21 protein-coding genes are annotated in these 20,219 nt (G+C 65.0%); 13 read left to right on the top strand and 8 right to left on the bottom strand.

Annotated elements, in window-relative coordinates; all coding sequences use genetic code 11:
- Positions 1 to 15 precede the first annotated feature (15 nt).
- Positions 16 to 930 carry a DMT family transporter gene (locus ACE10X_RS01230; RefSeq protein ID WP_375763928.1) on the bottom strand — a complete coding sequence of 305 codons (915 nt, stop codon included), beginning with the start codon at positions 928 to 930 and terminating at the stop codon, positions 16 to 18.
- Between the two features lie 157 nt (positions 931 to 1,087).
- Here ACE10X_RS01230 and ACE10X_RS01225 point away from each other — a divergent pair, with 157 nt between their 5' ends.
- From ACE10X_RS01225 to ACE10X_RS01170, 12 genes are all read left to right on the top strand, one after another.
- Positions 1,088 to 1,567, top strand: coding sequence for a MaoC family dehydratase (locus tag ACE10X_RS01225; protein ID WP_038384667.1), 480 nt, complete (start codon positions 1,088 to 1,090; stop codon positions 1,565 to 1,567).
- A gap of 101 nt (positions 1,568 to 1,668) precedes the next feature.
- The gene (gene obgE / locus ACE10X_RS01220) at positions 1,669 to 2,718 is read left to right on the top strand and encodes a GTPase ObgE (RefSeq protein WP_038384668.1); all 1,050 of its coding nucleotides are present in this window, start codon (positions 1,669 to 1,671) and stop codon (positions 2,716 to 2,718) included.
- Between the two features lie 82 nt (positions 2,719 to 2,800).
- Entirely contained in the window at positions 2,801 to 3,943 is a 1,143-nt protein-coding gene (gene proB, locus ACE10X_RS01215; RefSeq protein ID WP_038384669.1) for a glutamate 5-kinase, read from the top strand.
- A gap of 123 nt (positions 3,944 to 4,066) precedes the next feature.
- Entirely contained in the window at positions 4,067 to 5,359 is a 1,293-nt protein-coding gene (locus ACE10X_RS01210; protein WP_038384670.1) for a glutamate-5-semialdehyde dehydrogenase, read from the top strand.
- 90 nt (positions 5,360 to 5,449) lie between these two features.
- A complete protein-coding gene (locus ACE10X_RS01205; RefSeq protein WP_229159574.1) occupies positions 5,450 to 6,028 on the top strand; it encodes a nicotinate-nucleotide adenylyltransferase in 579 nt (192 codons plus the stop codon).
- A 186-nt stretch (positions 6,029 to 6,214) separates the two neighbouring features.
- On the top strand, positions 6,215 to 6,583 hold the full coding sequence (gene rsfS, locus ACE10X_RS01200) for a ribosome silencing factor (RefSeq protein ID WP_016847840.1): 369 nt from the start codon (positions 6,215 to 6,217) through the stop codon (positions 6,581 to 6,583).
- Between the two features lie 129 nt (positions 6,584 to 6,712).
- The gene (gene rlmH, locus ACE10X_RS01195; protein WP_038384672.1) at positions 6,713 to 7,195 is read left to right on the top strand and encodes a 23S rRNA (pseudouridine(1915)-N(3))-methyltransferase RlmH; all 483 of its coding nucleotides are present in this window, start codon (positions 6,713 to 6,715) and stop codon (positions 7,193 to 7,195) included.
- A 139-nt stretch (positions 7,196 to 7,334) separates the two neighbouring features.
- Entirely contained in the window at positions 7,335 to 8,645 is a 1,311-nt protein-coding gene (locus ACE10X_RS01190; protein WP_375764670.1) for a murein hydrolase activator EnvC family protein, read from the top strand.
- Positions 8,642 to 10,009 carry a S41 family peptidase gene (locus ACE10X_RS01185; protein ID WP_018269401.1) on the top strand — a complete coding sequence of 456 codons (1,368 nt, stop codon included), beginning with the start codon at positions 8,642 to 8,644 and terminating at the stop codon, positions 10,007 to 10,009. The genes ACE10X_RS01190 and ACE10X_RS01185 overlap by 4 nt, the downstream gene beginning before the upstream one ends.
- Before the next feature lie 152 nt (positions 10,010 to 10,161).
- Positions 10,162 to 11,376, top strand: coding sequence for a divergent polysaccharide deacetylase family protein (locus ACE10X_RS01180; protein ID WP_038384674.1), 1,215 nt, complete (start codon positions 10,162 to 10,164; stop codon positions 11,374 to 11,376).
- Positions 11,377 to 11,457: 81 nt separating this feature from the next.
- Positions 11,458 to 11,961, top strand: coding sequence for an RNA pyrophosphohydrolase (locus tag ACE10X_RS01175; protein WP_038384675.1), 504 nt, complete (start codon positions 11,458 to 11,460; stop codon positions 11,959 to 11,961).
- A 33-nt stretch (positions 11,962 to 11,994) separates the two neighbouring features.
- Entirely contained in the window at positions 11,995 to 12,495 is a 501-nt protein-coding gene (locus ACE10X_RS01170) for an RNA pyrophosphohydrolase (protein WP_038384676.1), read from the top strand.
- On the opposite strand, the gene ACE10X_RS01165 is transcribed toward ACE10X_RS01170, so the two are convergent.
- The 7 genes from ACE10X_RS01165 to ACE10X_RS01135 all read right to left on the bottom strand — a co-directional run bounded on the left by ACE10X_RS01165 (position 12,453) and on the right by ACE10X_RS01135 (position 18,963).
- Positions 12,453 to 13,448, bottom strand: a complete 996-nt coding sequence (locus ACE10X_RS01165; protein ID WP_375763927.1) for a helix-turn-helix domain-containing protein — start codon at positions 13,446 to 13,448, stop codon at positions 12,453 to 12,455. The genes ACE10X_RS01170 and ACE10X_RS01165 overlap by 43 nt on opposite strands.
- Before the next feature lie 104 nt (positions 13,449 to 13,552).
- Positions 13,553 to 13,774: a hypothetical protein gene (locus ACE10X_RS01160; protein ID WP_038384678.1), complete on the bottom strand. Its 222-nt coding sequence runs from the start codon at positions 13,772 to 13,774 to the stop codon at positions 13,553 to 13,555.
- Positions 13,775 to 13,911: 137 nt separating this feature from the next.
- Positions 13,912 to 14,319 (bottom strand): F0F1 ATP synthase subunit epsilon, encoded by a 408-nt coding sequence (locus tag ACE10X_RS01155; protein WP_026192102.1) that lies wholly within the window; start codon positions 14,317 to 14,319, stop codon positions 13,912 to 13,914.
- 116 nt (positions 14,320 to 14,435) lie between these two features.
- Entirely contained in the window at positions 14,436 to 15,878 is a 1,443-nt protein-coding gene (atpD, locus tag ACE10X_RS01150) for a F0F1 ATP synthase subunit beta (protein WP_016843821.1), read from the bottom strand.
- A 25-nt stretch (positions 15,879 to 15,903) separates the two neighbouring features.
- Entirely contained in the window at positions 15,904 to 16,782 is an 879-nt protein-coding gene (locus tag ACE10X_RS01145) for a F0F1 ATP synthase subunit gamma (RefSeq protein ID WP_028340803.1), read from the bottom strand.
- Positions 16,783 to 16,873: 91 nt separating this feature from the next.
- Positions 16,874 to 18,403, bottom strand: a complete 1,530-nt coding sequence (gene atpA / locus ACE10X_RS01140; RefSeq protein ID WP_038384679.1) for a F0F1 ATP synthase subunit alpha — start codon at positions 18,401 to 18,403, stop codon at positions 16,874 to 16,876.
- A complete protein-coding gene (locus tag ACE10X_RS01135) occupies positions 18,403 to 18,963 on the bottom strand; it encodes a F0F1 ATP synthase subunit delta (protein WP_028340805.1) in 561 nt (186 codons plus the stop codon). The genes atpA and ACE10X_RS01135 overlap by 1 nt, the downstream gene beginning before the upstream one ends.
- A 630-nt stretch (positions 18,964 to 19,593) precedes the next feature.
- Here ACE10X_RS01135 and ACE10X_RS01130 point away from each other — a divergent pair.
- Positions 19,594 to 20,085: a septal ring lytic transglycosylase RlpA family protein gene (locus tag ACE10X_RS01130; protein ID WP_016843825.1), complete on the top strand. Its 492-nt coding sequence runs from the start codon at positions 19,594 to 19,596 to the stop codon at positions 20,083 to 20,085.
- Positions 20,086 to 20,219: the final 134 nt, after the last annotated feature.

Here is a 20,219-nt window from a genome sequence, read left to right as displayed (position 1 = left end):
ATTCATCCCACACAATCACGCCGGCGGATTGATTGCGGAGTCCGGGCGTCCAAGCTGCTGCTCGCGGACGAAGATGTAGAGGCCGGCCGCGATGATAACGGCGGCGCCGATGATGGTGGCCCAGGACGGCACGTCGCCGAACACGACGAAGCCGAAGATCACCGCCCAGACGATCATCGAATATTGGTAGGGCACCACCACGCTCGCCGGCGCGAGCTTCAGCGAACGATTGACGCAAAGCAGCGCCGCGACCGAGATGATGCCGGCGGTGAAGAACAGCACGAGGCTGCCGGCTGATGGCGTCACCCAGCCGAACGGCGAGAGCACGAGGCCCAGGATGAACGTGCCGCCGAATTGCGTCGTCGCCAGCACGATATCGGGCGTCGCGCGCAGCGAGCGCGTGATCAGCATCAGCACCGCAAACGACAGGCTGCCGCCGAGCGCGATCATCGCCGGCCAGCTGATCGTCTGTGCCGACGGCCGGAGCGCGATCAGCACCCCGCAGAAGCCGACCAGGATCGCGGTCCAGCGCCGCCAGCCGATATGCTCGCCGAGCACGAGGCCCGACATCGCGGTGACGAAGATCGGTCCGGCCAGATAGTAGGTGATGACGTCGGCGAGCGGCAGATAGACGGTCGCCAGGAAGAATGCCGCAACCTCCACCGTCGACAGCGTGACGCGCAGCAATTGCAGCCACGGCCGTTCCAGATGCAGGAAATCCGCGCGCCGCTGCCACACGATCGGCAGCAGCACGAGAAGCGCCGTGCAGGCGCGCAGCCACAGCAATTGCCCGACAGAATAGGTGGCGACGATGAATTTGCCCATCGCGTCGCCGAACGAGAACATGAAGATCGACAGCAGCATCAACCCGATGCCGGCGAGCCGCGCCGATCGATCGTCGTAGGAGGACAGTTTTGCGAACAGGCTCATGGAGGAATTCCCGGGTCGTCCGGTTTAAGAGCCGTGGACGCCCGCGACAAGCCCGCCCATGACGAATTGAACGGAGACGAATTGAACGGATTGCCGCACCTGCGTCGCTGCGATACCGGTAGCTGATCCCGGCAACAAAAAGAGCAGGAAACGCCGCATGAGCGACTTCGACCCCACCCGGCATCGCATGGTCCCCGCGCAGCGCTGGTTCGAGGATTTCGTGCTCGGCGAGCGCTTCGTGATTCCGAGCCGGACCCAGACCTCGGCCGTGTTCGCCGCGTTCCAGACCGCCAGCGGCGATACCCATCCGATCCATTACGACGTCGAATATTGCCGCACGCGCGGCATGCCTGATTTGCTCGCGCACGGCTTCCAGACCCTGGTGCACACCGCGCCCGGCGCCGGATTGTTTCCCTATGTCGTCGAGGAATCGCTGATCGGCTTCCTCGAGCAATCGAGCAAGTTCCTGAAACCGGTCTATGCCGGCGATACCATCTACCCCGCGCTGGAGGTGATCGAGCTGTCGCCGGGCAAGACCACCGGCGTCGTGACGCTGCGCTCGACCGTGCACAACCAGCGCCGCGAGCTGGTGCTGGAGGGGATGCAGAAATTCCTGGTCCGGAGGCGGCCTGCTTAGCCGCAAGGGCCGTAAAAAGGCCCGAAAATTAAGGCTTTTCGCTGAAGTCAGGGCCTTTCCGGGTTGCCGCAAAGGCCACCCTGCCCTAACTAGAGCGGATCATGAAATTCCTCGATGAAGCCAAGGTTTATATTCGCTCGGGCGACGGCGGCAATGGCTGCGTCGCGTTCCGGCGCGAGAAGTTCATCGAGTTCGGCGGTCCTTCCGGCGGCAATGGCGGCCGCGGCGGCGACGTCATCATCGAGTCCGTCGACGGACTGAACACGCTGATCGACTACCGCTACCAGCAGCACTTCAAGGCGCAAAAAGGCACCAATGGCATGGGCAAGGACCGCCATGGCGCCAACGGCAAGCCGATCGTGCTGAAAGTGCCTGTCGGCACCCAGGTGTTCGACGAGGACCGCGAGACGCTGCTGCACGACTTCACCGAGCTCGGCGAGAAATTCGTGCTGGCTGAAGGCGGCAATGGCGGCTTCGGCAACGCGCATTTCAAGTCCTCGACCAACCGAGCGCCGCGCAACGCCAATCCCGGCGCGCCGGGCGAAGAGCGCTGGATCTGGCTGCGTCTCAAGCTGATCGCCGATGCCGGGCTGGTCGGCCTGCCCAATGCCGGCAAATCGACCTTCCTCTCGGTGGTCAGCGCGGCACGGCCGAAGATCGCCGACTATCCCTTCACCACGCTGCATCCGCAGCTTGGCGTGGTGAATTTCGGCGGCCGCGAATTCGTGCTCGCCGACATCCCCGGCCTGATCGAAGGCGCGCATGAAGGCGCCGGCCTCGGCGACCGCTTCCTCGGCCATGTCGAGCGCTGCCGCGTGCTGCTGCATCTGGTCGATGCGACCTGCGAGCATGCCGGCAAGGCCTACAAGACCGTGCGCACCGAGCTTGAAGCCTATGAGGGCCATCTTGCCGACAAGATCGAGATCGTCGCGCTCAACAAGATCGACGCGGTCGCGCCCGACGAACTGAAGAAGCAGAAGGACCGCCTCAAGCGGGCGGCGAAGAAGACGCCGCTGTTGCTGTCAGGTGCGACCGGCGAAGGCGTGCAGGATGCGCTGCGCGCGCTGGTCGACGTGATCGGCGAAGCGCCGGTGTCCAACAAGGCCAAGGGCCAGGCGGAGCCGTGGGCGACGCCGGTGCCGCAGGGTTGAACGGCACAAGCCGCGCAACGCCTGGACTTCCCAAGCCACATTGTGGCGTCTATTGCTTCCACATTCCTGCCAGACCGAATCCATGAAACGCCCCGCGCTCAAGAACTTTCGCCGCATCGTCGTCAAGGTCGGCTCATCGCTGCTGGTCGACTCGCAGGCCGGCGAGGTGCGCGCGTCCTGGCTCGCCGCGCTGGTCGAGGACATCGCAAAGCTGCACAAGCGAGGCTGCGAGGTCATGGTGGTGTCGTCGGGCTCGATCGCGCTCGGCCGCAGCCGCCTGAAGCTGCCGCGCGGCCCGCTGAAGCTCGAGGAGAGTCAGGCTGCCGCAGCGGTCGGCCAGATCGCGCTGGCGCGGATCTGGTCGGAGGTGCTCGGCCATCACGGCATCGGCGCCGGGCAGATCCTGGTGACGCTGCAGGACACCGAGGAGCGCCGCCGCTATCTCAACGCACGCTCGACGATCGCCAAGCTACTGGAATGGGGCGCGGTGCCCGTGATCAACGAGAACGACACGGTCGCGACCACCGAGATCCGCTACGGCGACAATGATCGCCTCGCCGCCCGCGTCGCCACCATGGCGAGCGCGGATCTTCTGATCCTGCTGTCCGATATCGACGGCCTCTACACCGCGCCGCCCGCGGTCGATCCCGACGCCAAGCTGATCCCGGTGGTCGAAAGCATCACCTCGGAGATCGAGGGGATGGCCGGCTCAGCCGGGTCCGAACTGTCGCGCGGCGGCATGACCACCAAGATCGAGGCCGCGAAGATCGCGACCACCGCCGGCACCCACATGCTGATCGCGTCCGGCAAGATCGAGCATCCGCTTGCTGCGATCGCCGATGGCGGCCGCTGCACCTGGTTCCTGACCCCCGCCAATCCCGTCACTGCGCGAAAACGCTGGATTGCGGGCTCGCTCGAGCCGAAGGGCACGCTGACCATCGATGCCGGCGCGGTGGCGGCGCTGCGTGCCGGCAAGAGCCTGCTGCCGGCCGGCGTGATCCGGGTCGACGGCCAGTTCGCCCGCGGGGATGCCGTGGTGGTCCGCGGCCCCGACACCCATGAGATCGGCCGCGGCCTGGTCGCCTACGACGCCGAGAACGCCGAGAAGATCAAGGGCCGCTCCTCGCCCGACGTGATGGCCATTCTGGGCATCAGCGGCCGGTCCGAGATGATCCATCGCGACGACCTCGTGATCGGCCCGGCCGGCACGATCCCGCCCAAATAAGCCACTGGATAGGCCATTGGCCGAGCGGAGCGGCCAGCCGCCCACCTGCCATGCCGGTTCCGCGCCTCGCCACCCTTCAATTGCCATGCTAGAACATGGCCTTAGTCCAAAGCTGGTAGTTTCATGAGCGCCCCCCTGAAGGCGATCGACGGCAACGCCGATCTTACTGCCCTGATGACCGACCTCGCCGCCAAGGCGCGCGCCGCGGCGCGCGTGCTGGCGCTGGCGCCGCCGGAGCAGAAGGACCGGGCGCTCGCCGCGATCGAGCGCGCGATCCGCGCCAACGCGCCGGCCATCCTCGCCGCCAATGCCGAGGATGTCGCTGAGGCGCGCGCCGCCGGCATGAGCTCTGCCTTCGTCGACCGCCTGACGCTGACCCAGGCGCGCGTCGCCGGCATGGCCGATGGCGTCGCGACCGTGCGCGAGATCATCGATCCGGTCGGCGCCGTCACCGAAAGCTGGCAGCGCCCGAACGGCATGACCATCGAACGCGTCCGCGTGCCGCTCGGCGTCATCGGCGTGATCTTCGAGAGCCGCCCCAACGTCGCCGCCGACGCCGGTGTGCTGTGCCTGAAGTCCGGCAACGCCGTGATCCTGCGCGGCGGCTCCGACAGTTTCCGCTCCTGCCGCGCGATCCATGATTGCCTGGTGCAGGGCCTGCGTGAAGCCGGCCTGCCCGAGGCCGCGATTACCCTGGTGCCGACCCGTGACCGCGCGGCCGTCGGCCTGATGCTGACGGGATTGAACGGCGGCATCGACGTGATCGTGCCGCGCGGCGGCAAGAGCCTCGTCGCACGCGTCGAGGCGGAGGCGCGCGTGCCGGTGTTCGCGCATCTCGAGGGCGTCAACCACATCTACGTCGATGCCAGCGCCAGGCTCGATATGGCCAAGGCGGTCGTGCTGAACGCCAAGATGCGCCGTCCCGGCGTCTGCGGCGCCGTCGAGACCCTACTGGTCGATCGCAAGGCTGCCGCGGCGCAGCTGAAACCGCTGGTCGAGCTGTTGATCGATGCCGGCTGCGAGGTGCGCGGCGACGACGTCGTGCAAAGCGCCGATGCCAGGGTGAAGCCCGCATCCGACGAGGACTGGGACACCGAATATGAGGACGCGATCATCTCGGCGAAGGTCGTCGACGGTCTCGATGAAGCGATTGCGCATATTCAGAATCACGGCTCGCATCACACCGATGCGATCGTGACGGAAGATGCCGCTGCCGCGCAAAGATTTCTCAACGAAGTCGATTCGGCGATCGTGCTGCACAACGCCTCGACCCAGTTCGCCGACGGCGGCGAGTTCGGCTTCGGCGCGGAGATCGGCATTGCCACGGGCAAATTCCACGCCCGCGGGCCTGTCGGCGCCGAGCAGCTGACGAGCTTCAAGTACCGCGTCCACGGCACCGGGCAGACGCGGCCGTGATCATTGTCGCACGTGCACGGTAAGCCCTTGCAGCAAGCATCGAGCGTGTCGTTATCCGCAGCCCAGGCGCTTCCGTTCTATACCAACGGCATGCGCATCGGGCTGCTTGGCGGCTCGTTCAATCCACCGCACGCCGCGCATCGCGCCATCAGCCTGTTTGCGCTCAAGCGCCTGCAGCTCGACCGCGTGTGGTGGCTGCTGACGCCGGGCAATCCGCTGAAGAACCATGATGGCCTGCACGCGCTTGCCGAGCGCGCCGAGGCCGCGCGCCGCGTTGCCGACGATCCGCGCATCGACATCAGCTGTCTCGAAGCTGTCATTGGCGTCAGCTACACTGTGGACACGATCATCCACTTGCGCCGCCGTGTCTCCGGCGTGCACTTCGTCTGGATCATGGGCGCTGACAATCTCGCGCAATTTCATCGCTGGAAAGATTGGCGGCGCATCGCGTCCGATGTGCCGATTGCCGTGATCGACCGCCCGCCCCAAAGCTTCCGCGCCCTTGCCGCACCGGCGGCGCAGGCGCTCGCGCGCTATCGCATGCCCGAAAATCAGGCGACACGGCTGGCCGACCAGCAGGCGCCGGCCTGGGTGTTCCTGACAGGAATGAAATCCAATCTGTCTTCGACCGGACTTCGGAACCCGGACGGGAGCTGGAGAACGGCATGAAGCGCAAAAGGGTTACTGGAATATTGAAACCATTAACCCCACATGCGTAGTATGGTGCGTGGGGCCGAGGATTCGGCACCCGCGATACAGTGAAAGGAATGGTCCCTGGCCACATCTGTATTGTCAAAGTCTGTTTTACCCAAGGTTCCAAAGACTGCGCGTAAAACATCGACGAAAACCGCGGCCTTGCAGGCGCAGCCGGACGCCGACAAACCGGATGCCAACAAGACGCTGAGCCTGATCCTCTCCCGCCTCGAGGACATGAAGGCGGAAGAGACGGTCACCATCGACCTTCGGGGCAAATCCGCATATTCCGACTACATGATCGTCACCACGGGCCGCGTTAACCGGCACGTTGGCGCGATCGCGGAAAATGTGACGAAGAGCCTCAAGGAGAACGGGGTCAAGAACATCCATGTCGAGGGCTTGCCCAATTGCGACTGGGTGCTGATCGATTCCGGCGAGGTGATCGTGCACGTGTTCAGGCCTGAGGTGCGCGAGTTCTACAATCTCGAGCGGTTGTGGACTCAGAACCCGGCGGTCGCGGCGGTCTAAGGGGTATCGTAGCCGATGCGAATCGGCTGCAGCGCAGCTAGTCTGGGCGCGCGCCTGGAGGCGCGCGAGTTATAGACTTGACGCGTTTTCTACGGCAAACCGGATTCCACTTTGCCGGAAAACGCGTGTATGCGCCTTGTCGTGATCTGCATCGGCCGTTTGAAACAGGGCCCTGAACGGGAGCTCGCCGAGCGTTACCGCGAGCGCTTTGAGGATATCGGCCGCAAGCTCGGGTTTCGTGGCCTCGAGATCCATGAGATCGCGGAAAGCCGCGCGCGCGACACGCCAGCGCGGATCGCCGAGGAGGCCGCGGCGATCTCGGCGCTGCTGCCTGAGAAGCACGCGCTGGTCGCGCTCGACGAACGCGGCAAGAGCATCGACAGCGCGAGCTTTGCCCAGCAGCTCGGCCGCTGGCGCGACGAGGGAACAGCACATACTGTCTTCGTGATCGGCGGCGCGGACGGACTTTCGCCTGAATTGCAGCGCAAGGCTTTGTTGCGAATTGCATTCGGCTCCGCGACCTGGCCGCATCAAATGGTCCGCGTCATGCTTTTGGAACAGATTTATCGCGCCGCGACCATTTTGGCCGGCCACCCCTATCATCGCGCGTAAGGCGTGGTGACGGACAGTCGAAAGCGCTGAACGCACGCGAATGCAGCACAAGCGGGACACAGCTTCGTATTCGGCCTCGCACCTCGGCACCGCCGCGCGCCGCCGCCGGTTGCCGGCATCGCTGCCGCTGTCGATCGCGATGTTCGCCGCCTATCCGCTGGCCGCGGCGCATGCGCAAGCGACACCATCAGCACAACAGCCCGCGCCGCCCGCACAGCAGGCCGCGACAGCAGAGACATCGCCCGATGCGATCAAGCAGCGCGAGCAGGAACTCGAGGCCGCGCGCGAGCAGCAGCGCAAGGCGACCGAGCTGCAGGAGAAGCTGAAGGCCGATATCGCCGCGATCGGCCAGGACCGCAGCAAGCTCAATCAGCAGCTGATTGACATTGCTGGCCAGGTGCGCGGCGTCGAGACCCGGACCGCGGACGCCGAGGCGCGCCTGCAGCCGCTCGACGGCCGTGAGCGCGAAATCCGCGCCTCGCTCGATTCACGCCGCTCCGAGGTGATCGAGGTGCTGGCCGCGCTGCAGCGCGCCGGGCGGCGCACGCCGCCGGCGCTGCTGGTGCGGCCCGAGGACGCGCTGCAATCGCTGCGCACCGCGATGCTGCTCGGCGCCGTGGTGCCGGAGTTGCGCGTCCGCGCCGAGAAGCTTGCGGCCGATCTCGGCGAACTGGTGGCGCTGCGCAAGACCATCTCGACCGAACGCGATGCGCTGGCGGCCGACCGCGACAAGCTGAGGGAAGACCAGACCCGGCTGGCGGCGCTGGTCGACGAACGGCAGCGGCAGCAGAGCGCGGCCGAAAAGGACATGGAGGCCGAAGGCGCCCGCGCCATCGCGCTGTCGAAGCAGGCCGACAATCTGCAGAGCCTGATCGCCAAGATGGAGCAGGATCTCAAGAGCGCGGCCAAGGCCGCCGCCACGGCCAGCCTCCAGGGAGCGCCGGCGACGGTTAACGGCAAGCCGAATCTGGGGGCGCTTAAGGACCCGGCCCGCATGAGCCCGGCGGTCGCTTTCGCCTCGGCCAACGGCCTGTTCTCCTATCCCGTGAATGGCACCAAGATTCGCGAATTTGGCGGTTCCGACGGCGCGGGGGGCGTACAAAAAGGCATTTCTTTGGCAGCCAAGCCGGGCGCGCAGGTCACAACCCCGTGTGACGGCTGGGTTGTTTACGCTGGTCCTTTCCGCAGCTATGGACAACTCTTGATCCTCAATGCCGGGGGCGGGTATCATGTCCTGATCGCCGGGATGGAGCGTATTTCGGTAAACATCGGCCAGTTTGTACTTACGGGGGAGCCGGTTGCGACCATGGGGTCGACGTCCCAGGTTGCATCCATTCTCGCCACCAATGCGAGCCAGCCAGTGCTCTATGTCGAGTTCCGGAAAGACGGCACTCCAATCGATCCAGGTCCATGGTGGGCCGCAAATGAAGGCGAAAAGGTTCGCGGATGATGCGCAAGACTTCGGTAATTCTCCTTAGCGCCGCCACCGGCGCGGCCCTGACGCTTTTCGTCACGCAGCCCCGCGCCGTGCTGATGGGATCGAGCGCGCGTGCCGCGACGTCGGACACCTATCGCCAGCTCAATCTGTTCGGCGACGTGTTCGAGCGGGTGCGCAGCGACTATGTCGAGAAGCCCGATGACAGCAAGCTGGTCGAATCCGCGATCTCCGGCATGCTGTCCGGCCTCGACCCGCACTCGAGCTACATGGACGCCAAGAGCTTCCGCGACATGCAGGTGCAGACCCGCGGCGAGTTCGGCGGCCTCGGCATCGAAGTCACGATGGAAGACGGCCTGATCAAGGTGGTCTCGCCGATCGACGACACCCCGGCCTCGAAGGCCGGCATCATGGCCAACGACATCATCACGACCCTCGACGACGAGGCCGTGCAGGGCCTGACCTTGAACCAAGCCGTCGAGAAGATGCGCGGTCCGGTCAACACCAAGATCAAGCTCAAGATCATCCGCAAGGGCCAGGACAATCCGATCGACGTCACGCTGGTGCGCGACAACATCCGCGTCCGCTCGGTGCGTGCGCGCGTCGAGGCCGATGACATCGCCTATATCCGCATCACCACCTTCAACGAGCAGACCACCGAAGGCCTGAAGAAGGAGATCACCAATCTGCAGGGCCAGATCGGCGATAAACTGAAGGGCTACGTCATCGATCTCCGCAACAACCCGGGCGGCCTGCTCGAAGAGGCGGTCACGGTGTCCGACTCCTTCCTGGAGCGTGGCGAGATCGTCTCGACCCGCGGACGCAATGCCGAGGAAACCCAGCGCCGCGCCGCCCATCCGGGCGACCTGACCAAGGGCAAGCCGGTGATCGTGCTGATCAACGGCGGCTCGGCCTCCGCCTCCGAAATCGTCGCCGGCGCGCTGCAGGACCACAAGCGGGCGACGCTGGTCGGCACCCGTTCGTTCGGCAAGGGCTCGGTGCAGACCATCATCCCGCTCGGCTCGGGCAATGGCGCGCTGCGCCTGACCACCGCGCGCTACTACACGCCGTCGGGCAAGTCGATCCAGGCCAAGGGCATCGTGCCCGATATCGAGGTGCTGCAGGACGTGCCGGAAGAGCTGAAGGCGCGCACCGACACCAAGGGCGAAGCTTCGCTGCGCGGCCATCTGAAGAACGACGGCGACGAGAAGACCGGCTCGCAGTCCTACGTCCCGCCGGACGCCAAGGACGACAAGGCGCTGAAGATGGCCGACGACCTGCTGCATGGCATCAAGTCGACCTCGAGCGCGCCAGCGGCGCCGGAGGCTGCGCGCGACAAGGCCGCGGTCGACAAGCCGGGCAACAAGGCCGCGAACTGATTTAATCCGATCGACTCGGCGAACAGGGCGGCCCGCGGGCCGCCCTTTCTGCTTTCGGTGTGTCCACCCGTAACCGTGCTTTGACGGGGAGGCCGGCGCGCGGGAATGCACCGCATCGTGCTATCGTTCGCGCTGTTGATTCGGGGAGGGTCATGGCAGAGGCGGCCGACGAACTGAGCACGCCGCTTGGGCAGAACACCGCGGGCAGGACGCGCCGGTTTCGCCTGCCATTCACGGCGATGCAGGCGCTCGCCGTGCTGCTCGGGCTCGTGCTGGTCGGCTTTGTCGGCATCGCGCTGTTCAACGACAACCCGCTCGGCGGCGAACCGATTGCCCGTGTCACGCTCCGCAATCCCCCGCCCGCCGCCGCTGACGACAAGCACGCTCCGGCTGCCCAGGCGGCGGCCGAACCGACGGCCAAATCCGCCGCCAAGCCACCGGCCGCAGCCAGTGACGCGAGAACCGTCACCATCATCGACGGCTCCAGCGGCAAGCGCCAGGACGTGGTGATCGGCGCCGGCGATCCGGCCGACAAGGCCGATGGCGATTCGCCGCCAATCGCGATGACCGGCATCGATCCGCGCCTGCTGGAAAAATCACGCTACGGCATGATCCCGGTGGTCGCCGACGGCCTGAAGCCGTTTACGGTCTACGCGGCCGAGGCCGACCGCGCCAAGGCCGCCCGGATGCCCGTAATCGCCATCGTGGTCGCCGGCCTCGGCGTCGGCGCCGCCAAGACCACCGACGCCATCATGAAGCTGCCGCCGGCGGTGACGCTGGCCTTCACGCCCTATGGCTCCGATCCGGGCAAGCTTGCGGAACGCGCGAGGGGCCAGCGCCACGAGATCCTGCTGCAGATTCCGATGGAGCCGTTCGACTATCCCGACAACGATCCCGGGCCGCAAACGCTGCTGACCACGCTGAGCAGCGAGCAGAACCTCGACCGCTTCTATTGGCACCTGAGCCGCCTGCAAGGCTATGCCGGCATCGCCAATTTCATGGGAGGCCGGTTCGTTGCGGCCGATCCCGTGATGCAGCCCATCGTCCGCGAAGCGGCCAAGCGCGGCCTGAGCTATTTCGACGACGGTTCCACCCCGCGTAGCGTCGCGCAGACCCTCTCCGCGGGCCAGTCATTGCCGTTCGCCAAGGCCGATTTCGCCATCGACGCGGTGCCGACGTCGGCGGAAATCGACCGCGCGCTGGTCAAGCTGGAAACGATCGCGAAGGAACGCGGCACGGCGGTGGGCGTCGCCTCGGCTTTGCCGGTCTCGATCGAGCGGCTCGGCGCCTGGCTCAAGACACTGGACTCCAAGGGCATTATGCTTGTGCCATTGACAACGGCGATGCTGAAATCAAAATCGGGCTAAAGATCAATCCGTTGGTGTTGCGCGAGACCTTGCCGGGGGGCCGGGTCGGGCGGCGCCGGAACTGTGCGAGGTAGCGGCAGCATGGCACGTTATGAAGACCTGCCCTATCGAACCTGCGTCGGCATCATGCTGCTGAATACGGCCGGGCTGGTCTTCATCGGACGCCGAGCGGGCGGCATCGAGCATGTCAACGACGCGCATGTCTGGCAGATGCCGCAAGGCGGCGTCGATCCCGGCGAGGATACGTTTCAGGCCGCGCGGCGCGAGCTCTATGAGGAGACCAGCATCAAGTCCGTGGAGAAGCTCGGCGAGGTCTCGGACTGGTTGATCTATGATATCCCGCGCACCGTCGCGGGCCGCGCCTGGAAGGGCCGCTATCGCGGACAGCGGCAAAAGTGGTTCGCGTTGCGCTTCACCGGCAATGAGAACGAGATCAACGTCGCCAATCCGGGCGGCGGCCACAAGGCCGAGTTCATCACCTGGCGCTGGGAGCCGATGAAGAATCTGCCGGAGCTGATTGTGCCGTTCAAGCGTCCGGTCTATGAGCGCGTCGTGAAGGAATTTGCCGGTCTCGCGGCCAAGTAACCGGCCGGGTAGACGCGCGACGCAGCCACCGAGATGTCATCAGATAAGCCTTATCGCCCCAATGTGGGCATCGCGCTGTTCAATGCCGACGGACGCGTGCTGATCGGCCACCGGATCAAGGACGATGGTCCGGAGATCGTGTTGCCCGGCCTCGAATGGCAGATGCCGCAGGGCGGCATCGACGCCGGCGAGGATCCGCGCGAGGCCGTGATGCGCGAATTGTGGGAGGAGACCGGGGCGGTCAACGCCGACTATCTCGGCGAGACCGACTGGATGACCTACGAATTCCCCGCCTATGACGGGCCGGCATCGCACCGGCTGGCCAAATTCCGCGGCCAGCGGCAGAAATGGTTTGCGCTGCGCTTCACCGGACGCGACGAAGAGATCGATCCATTGACGCCGCGCAACGGCCAGCCGGCTGAATTCGATCGATGGCGCTGGGAGCGCCTCGATCGCGTTGCCGATCTCGTGGTGCCGTTCCGCCGCGATGTCTATCGCGCGGTCGCGACCCGGTTCGCGGAATTCGCCGGCTGATCCTGCGGCGGAATGCGCCGCGCGTCGCCCGGCGTCATGCCGTAGGTCGAACGGAAGACGCGATAGAAGGTCGCGATGCTGTCGAAGCCGCACGAGAACGCGATCTCGTCGATGCTGCGCTCCTGTATGGCGTAGAGCGCACGCCTCGCCGCCTTCAACCTTGCCGCCGTCAGCGTCCGCGCAAATGACAGGCCGGTCGGCTCGAACAGCGCATGCAATTGCCGCAGCGAGATGCCGAGCTCGGTGGCGACCGCGGCCGGCGTGAGCGAGGCGCGATGCAGGTCGCGGAGCAGAATTTCGCGGGCGGCATGGAGGTAGCCCGCATGCAGCGCGGCACGGATTTCATCCTGGCGTGGCCGCAGGCGGCCGCGCGCGAGCAGCGCCAGGCGCACCATATGCGCAACATCGCCGGCGCACTGCCCGGCTTGCGCGAGATCTCGCGTCATCGAGCGGAACATGGCGCCGACAAGCCGGGTCAGGCTCGCATCGCGCGCCAGCGCGACCGGCGGCGCGTCCTCGATCCGCGCGCCGAGCACGAGCTCGTCGGTGGCCGGGATCTTGAGGCTGAAGAAGTCAAAGCCATCGGTCCGTTCGGGTGTCGAGGCAAACGGAAGATTGGAATGGCCGAACACCAGGTCGCCGTTGCGGACGAACTGGACGCGATCGCGGCCGATATTCATGTGGCCGGGGCCGCGCACCTGCCAGGCGAGATGCAGGCTGTTGCTCGGAACGCGCGCGATGTCGGATGCGGTCCGGCTGACGCGATAAGAGGAGGCCGACATTTGCGCCAGCACCGCACTGCCCACCGGCGTCGCGGAGAAGCGCCCACGGAAATCGGCCCTCTTGTCGCGCTCGAGTTCGATCGTGACCCCGAACAGGCTCTTGCCCCGCACCTCGCACCAGTGCTCGAAACGGTCCTGCGGGCGGAGAGCATCGGTGGAGAAAGTCAGCACGGCAGCTTGTCCGTTATGTCAGGAGTGAAATCGCGATGCGGTCGGGCCAAATCGTCATCGCGCTGCAGCTTGTCATTTGTGCACGATCACTGCTGTAAGCTGCTTCACATATTTGCAGGTCGTTCGTTCGGGCCGACCGCGAAGATGCCGACTTGTCGAGAAGAGGCGAGCCGCCGCAGCGTCTCTTCCTCATCGTCGGCAACCGATCGGCTCTGACTTGCAATATCGGCCGCGAGGATCGCTGCGACCTGCGCTTCATGAACCAGCCCCGGAACCCAGATATGCCGGGGAGAATGCCGCCAGACGATCCCGCGCGCAACAAGCATTGAACGCTCGCCAGGGCGTGGCGAGCGTTGAATTATTCAAGCCTTCGCAGGCGATGATCGAAAAAAGTGTGAGCTATTCCACTAAGGGGGTCGGCTCACTCGACGCAAAGGCGCGATCGCCGGTCAGCAACCGCGCCCTAGTGCATAGCCGTCGTGTTGAGCTCTTGCTGGATGCTCTTGAAGTGGTCGAGCCGCTCGATCGCGTGGTCGAGCTCGGAGCCCTCCTTCTCGGCGAGCTTCTCCTGCATCTCGTTGATCGTCTCAGCGAACTTCGCGCGATCGATGTCCGCAAGCGCGGTCGCGACGTCGGCGAGCACGGTGAGGCCCTTGTCCGAGACCTCGGCGAGGCCGCCGAGCACGATCACCTTCTCGCGCTTGCCGGCCGCCGTGATCGTCAGGATGCCCGGACGAACCGTGGCGACGACAGGCGCGTGACCGGCGAGCACACCGAAATCACCCTCCACGCCGGGGACGTCAACCTGATCGACCTCGCCGGAGAAGGCGAGCTTTTCGGGAGAGACGAGATCGAAGTGGAAGGTGGCCATGGTCTTTCCGTTCTTTGCGCGCTCACCCGCGGGCTCGACCCGCGGGTCCATCAGTCAGGATAGTTCTGGTGCGATGGATCGCCGGATCAAGTCCGGCGATGACGACATCCCAAAGCTTAGGCGGCTTCAGCCGCCAGCTTCTTGCCCTTCTCGACGGCTTCTTCGATGGTGCCGACCATGTAGAACGCCGCTTCCGGCAGATGGTCGTACTTGCCCTGGCAGAGATCGCGGAAGCCCTTGATGGTGTCGGCGAGGTCGACGAACTTGCCCGGCGAGCCGGTGAAGACTTCGGCGACGTGGAACGGCTGCGACAGGAAGCGCTCGACCTTGCGGGCGCGGGCCACCGTCAGCTTGTCCTCTTCCGACAATTCGTCCATGCCGAGAATGGCGATGATGTCCTGCAGCGACTTGTAGCGTTGCAGGATCTGCTGGACCATGCGCGCGGTGTTGTAGTGCTCGTCACCGACGACGAGCGCCGACAGCATGCGCGAGGTCGAGTCGAGCGGATCCACCGCCGGATAGATGCCCTTTTCCGAGATCGCGCGCGACAGCACCGTGGTGGCGTCCAAGTGCGCGAACGAGGTGGCGGGCGCCGGGTCGGTCAAGTCGTCGGCCGGCACGTAGATCGCCTGCACCGAGGTGATCGAGCCCTTCTGGGTGGTGGTGATGCGCTCCTGCAGCGCGCCCATGTCGGTCGCGAGCGTCGGCTGATAACCCACCGCCGAAGGAATACGGCCGAGCAGCGCCGACACTTCCGAGCCCGCCTGGGTGAAGCGGAAGATGTTGTCGACGAAGAACAGCACGTCCTGGCCCTGGTCGCGGAAGTGCTCGGCGACCGTCAGACCGGTCAGACCGACGCGGGCGCGGGCGCCCGGCGGTTCGTTCATCTGGCCGAACACCAGTGCGCACTTCGACTTCACGCTCGGATCCGGATTGTGCGGATCGGCGTTGACCTTCGATTCGATGAACTCGTGATAGAGGTCGTTGCCCTCGCGGGTGCGCTCGCCGACGCCGGCGAACACGGAGTAACCGCCGTGCGCCTTCGCGACGTTGTTGATCAGCTCCTGAATCAGCACGGTCTTGCCGACGCCGGCGCCGCCGAACAGACCGATCTTGCCGCCCTTCGCGTACGGAGCAAGAAGATCGACGACCTTGATGCCGGTGACGAGAATTTCGGCTTCGGTCGACTGGTCGGTATAGGTCGGCGCTTCCTGATGGATGGCGCGCAGGCCGTCGGACTTGATCGGGCCGGCTTCATCGATCGGCTCGCCGATGACGTTGATGATGCGGCCCAGCGTGCCTTCGCCGACCGGCACCCGGATCGGTTCGCCGGTGTCGGTCACTTCCTGGCCGCGCACGAGGCCCTCGGTGATGTCCATCGCGATGGTGCGGACGGTCGATTCGCCGAGATGCTGCGCGACTTCGAGCACCAGGCGGTTGCCGCCGTTCTTGGTCTCGAGCGCGTTCAGAATCGCCGGAAGGTGGCCTTCGAACTGCACGTCGACCACGGCGCCCGTGACCTGGGTAACGCGACCGATCTGGTTGGCTGCTGTAGCCATGGACTGTTCTCCTTCGAAATCTGCCTTAGACCGCCTCAGCGCCGGAGATGATCTCGATCAGCTCCTTCGTGATCTGGGCCTGACGGGTTCTGTTGTAAATCAGGGTTTGCTTGCGAATCATCTCGCCGGCATTGCGGGTCGCGCTGTCCATCGCGCTCATCTGCGCGCCATAGAACGAGGCGTTGTTCTCGAGCAGCGCGCGGAAGATCTGCACCGCGAGGTTGCGCGGCAGCAGGCTGCCGAGGATCTGATCCTCTTCAGGCTCGTATTCGTAGGACGTGGAGGGCGCCGCATTGGCCGCGGGTGCAGTCACCTCCAGCGGGATGATCTGCTGCGCGGTCGGAATCTGCGCGATCACCGACTGGAAGCGCGAGTAGAACAATGTGCAGACATCGAACTCGCCGGCCTCGAACCGCGCCAGCACCTTGTTGGCGATGTCCTCGGCATTGGCGAAGCCGATCTGGCGCACCGAACGCAGGTCGAGGTGCTCGACGATGCGCTTCTCGAACGTCCGCCGCAGCTGCTCGTAGCCCTTGCGGCCGACGCAGAAGAATTTGACTTCCTTGCCCTGCGCGAGCAGCGCGTTCGCCCGTTCGCGCGCCAGGCGCACGATGGCGGAATTGAACGCGCCGGACAGGCCGCGCTCGCCGGTGCAGACCAGAAGCAGGTGCACCTGATCGTTGCCGGTGCCGGCAAGCAGCGCCGGCGCGCCGGGCGTGCCGTTGGCTGCCGCGGCGATGTTGGAAATCACCGCATCCATCTTGGTGGCATAGGGCCGCGCCGCTTCGGCGGCGTTCTGCGCGCGGCGCAGCTTCGAGGCTGCGACCATCTGCATGGCCTTGGTGATCTTCTGCGTCGCCTTGGTCGAGGCGATGCGGACCCGCATGTCTTTTAGTGACGCCATTCTTCGTTCACCCCGGCGATCCGACCACAACGGTCAGATCGCAAGCCTCCGTTCGTCACGCCCGGCGGCGAGCCGGGCGACGCCCCATTCGTTATGCAAACGTCTTGGCGAAGCCCTCGACGGCCGTCTTGAGCTTGGCGGCGGTGTCGTCGGACAGATCGCGGCTGGTGCGGATCGCATCGAGGATGTCAGCGTTTTTGCCGCGCAGCAGCGACAGCAGGCCGTCCTCGAACGCCTTCACCTTGTTGAGCGGCAGCGGATCGAGATAGCCGTTGGTGCCGGCCCAGATCACGCAGACCTGCTCTTCCATCTTCAGCGGCGAGAATTGCGGCTGCTTCAGGAGCTCGGTCAGGCGCGAGCCGCGGTTGAGCAGGCGCTGGGTCGAGGCGTCAAGGTCCGAACCGAACTGCGCGAACGCCGCCATTTCGCGGTACTGCGCGAGCTCGCCCTTGATCTTGCCGGCGACCTTCTTGGTCGCCTTGGTCTGCGCCGACGAACCGACGCGCGACACCGACAGACCGACGTTCACCGCGGGACGGATGCCCTGGAAGAACAGGTCGGTTTCCAGGAAGATCTGGCCGTCGGTGATCGAGATGACGTTGGTCGGAATGTAGGCCGACACGTCGTTGGCCTGGGTTTCGATGACCGGCAGCGCCGTCAGCGAGCCCAAGCCATGCTCCTTGTTGAGCTTGGCGGCGCGCTCGAGCAGGCGGGAATGCAGGTAGAAAACGTCGCCCGGATAGGCTTCGCGGCCCGGCGGACGGCGCAGCAGCAGCGACATCTGGCGATAGGCGACGGCCTGCTTCGACAAGTCGTCATAGATGATCACGGCGTGCATGCCGTTGTCGCGGAAGTATTCGCCCATCGTGCAGGCGGTGAACGGCGCGATGTACTGCATCGGCGCCGGATCGGACGCGGTGGCCGCGACGATGATCGAGTATTCCAGCGCGCCCTGCTCTTCGAGCACCTTGACGAACTGCGCCACGGTGGAGCGCTTCTGGCCGATCGCGACGTAGACGCAATACAGCTTGAGGTTTTCGTCCGGCTGGGCGTTGAGCGGCTTCTGGTTCAGGATGGTGTCGAGCGCGATCGCGGTCTTGCCGGTCTGACGGTCGCCGATGATCAGCTCGCGCTGGCCGCGGCCGATCGGGATCAGCGCATCGATCGCCTTGAGGCCGGTGGCCATCGGCTCGTTCACCGACTTGCGCGGAATGATGCCGGGCGCCTTGACGTCGACGCGCTTGCGTTCGGTGGCCTGGATCGGGCCCTTGCCGTCGATCGGGTTGCCGAGCGCGTCGACGACGCGGCCGAGCAGGCCCTTGCCGATCGGCGCGTCCACGATCGCGCGGGTGCGCTTGACGGTCTGGCCTTCCTTGATCTCGCGGTCGGCGCCGAAAATCACGATACCGACGTTGTCGGTTTCGAGGTTGAGCGCCATGCCGCGCGTGCCGTTCTCGAACTCGACCATTTCACCGGCCTGAACGTTGTCGAGACCGTAGACGCGGGCGATACCGTCACCGACCGACAGCACCTGGCCAACTTCGGTGACCTCGGCTTCCTGGCCGAAATTCTTGATCTGGTCCTTGAGGATCGCAGAAATTTCTGCGGCGCGGATGTCCATCAGCCTGCCTCTTTCATCGCGTTCTTGATCGAATTGAGTTTGGTGCGAAGCGAACTATCCACCATGCGGCTGCCGAGCTTGACCACCAGGCCACCAATAATGGAGGGATCGACCTTCACGTTGAGCGCGACGTCCTTGCCCGTCACTGATTTCAGTGCGGCCTTCAGCGCGTCGAGATTCTTGTCACTGAGCTGCTCGGCGACGGTGACTTCCGCAGTCGCCTCGCCCTTGAACTTCGCCACCAGCGCGCGATAGGCGCGGATCACATCGGCAACGGCGAACAGCCGGCGATTGGCGGTGAGCACCTTGAGGAATTTGGCCGACGTGCCGGCGATGCCGGCCTTGTCGAGCACCGCGGTCAGCGCCTTCAGCTGGGCGTCGGCGGCGAACACCGGGCTGCGGACGAGGCGCTTGAGATCGGCGCTCTCGTTGAGCAAGGCCTCGAACTTGTCGAGGTCGGCCCGGACTTGATCGACGGATTGCTCGTCGCGCGCCAACTCGAACAGGGCCGTTGCGTAACGACCGGACACTCCCGAAACGGACGGATCTTCAGCAGCCACGAGCTCGCTCTTTTTTGCTGTCAAATTCGCAAGGGAAAAACCGTCGCCACCAAAGCAGCGCCTAGCGATCCAAGCCCTTGGAATTCAAGCGGGACTTCGATTTTCGACCGGCACAGGACGTGCCGGGACCGTTAAAATCGCGGCTTTGCTAACATAGCAATCGCGCAGGTGCAACATGACGGCATCGTGAGTGCCGCCTTGTCGCATGCGCTTTTTGCCGACCGCAGCCGGCGGCCGAATCGGAAAAATTTGGCGCACGGAAACTCGGCGCGCCGGGCCCGATTCGCGTCGCCGCGATTTTGTTCCATCGAAATTTGCATAGGCCTATGGCCGAGCGCGCAGGGAACTCAGGACGGGCTGCAGTTTCATTTGGCGATTACTTACCGAAAACTTACCGTCACCTCGATAATCAGTATTATCAAGTATATTGCTCGTTAAAAATTGGTTAAATAGCAAGATTACGGAACCTCGACCGACTACCCCAAGGCGGTAACAAGATATTTCAGCACGAGATAATCCGGATTTACTGCCCAATTCGTGCCTCATTGGGAAACCAAACGGCCTTGGTCAACGAAGGGACGGGGGTTCCACTTGCCGCGTTAGCGGCAATACTGTCTGAGGGTCTTATCAATGCTGAATATCAAGAAGGCGGCGGGCAATGTAACCCGCTCGCGCACGGCGCTCGCTTTTGTAGCCGCAACTATTCTGGTCGGGGGCAGCGTGACCGAGGCGTCCGCGAAGTCCCGGCACCACCATCATCGCCACCACCATCATCACCACGCCCGCGCCGAAGGCTCGTCCTGGCGCGACGCCAATGCATCGATCCAGCCGTCCGGCGGCCACTCGTTCTCGGGGATGGCCTCCTTCTACGGCAATGAGTCGGGCAGCCGCACCGCTTCCGGCCAGCGCTTCAACCAGAACGCCATGACCGCGGCCCACCGCTCGCTGCCGTTCGGCACCAAGCTCCGCGTCACCCATGGCGGCCGCAGCGTCGTCGTCACCATCAACGATCGTGGCCCGTTCATCCGCGGCCGCGTGCTCGACCTCTCCACTGGCGCAGCCCGCGCCATTGGCCTGACCGGTGCCGGCGTCGGCCGCGTCACCGCCGAGGTCGTCTCGTAAGCGCCTTCAGTAAGCGTTGCGTTGCGTAACGGCCGCGAGGCCCGCTTCGCGCCAAAAAGGCCTGCCGTCGCAAATGACGGCAGGCTTATTTTTTGCGGGCCCAGTAGAGCGCGGTGACTTCTCTTCTATCTGTC

Origin of the sequence: Bradyrhizobium sp. Pha-3 (assembly GCF_042258325.1) — a bacterium.
Lineage (GTDB): Bacteria > Pseudomonadota > Alphaproteobacteria > Rhizobiales > Xanthobacteraceae > Bradyrhizobium > Bradyrhizobium elkanii.
The sequence above is the reverse complement of the archived record's forward strand: the minus strand, read 5'-3'. Positions and strand labels throughout refer to the sequence as shown.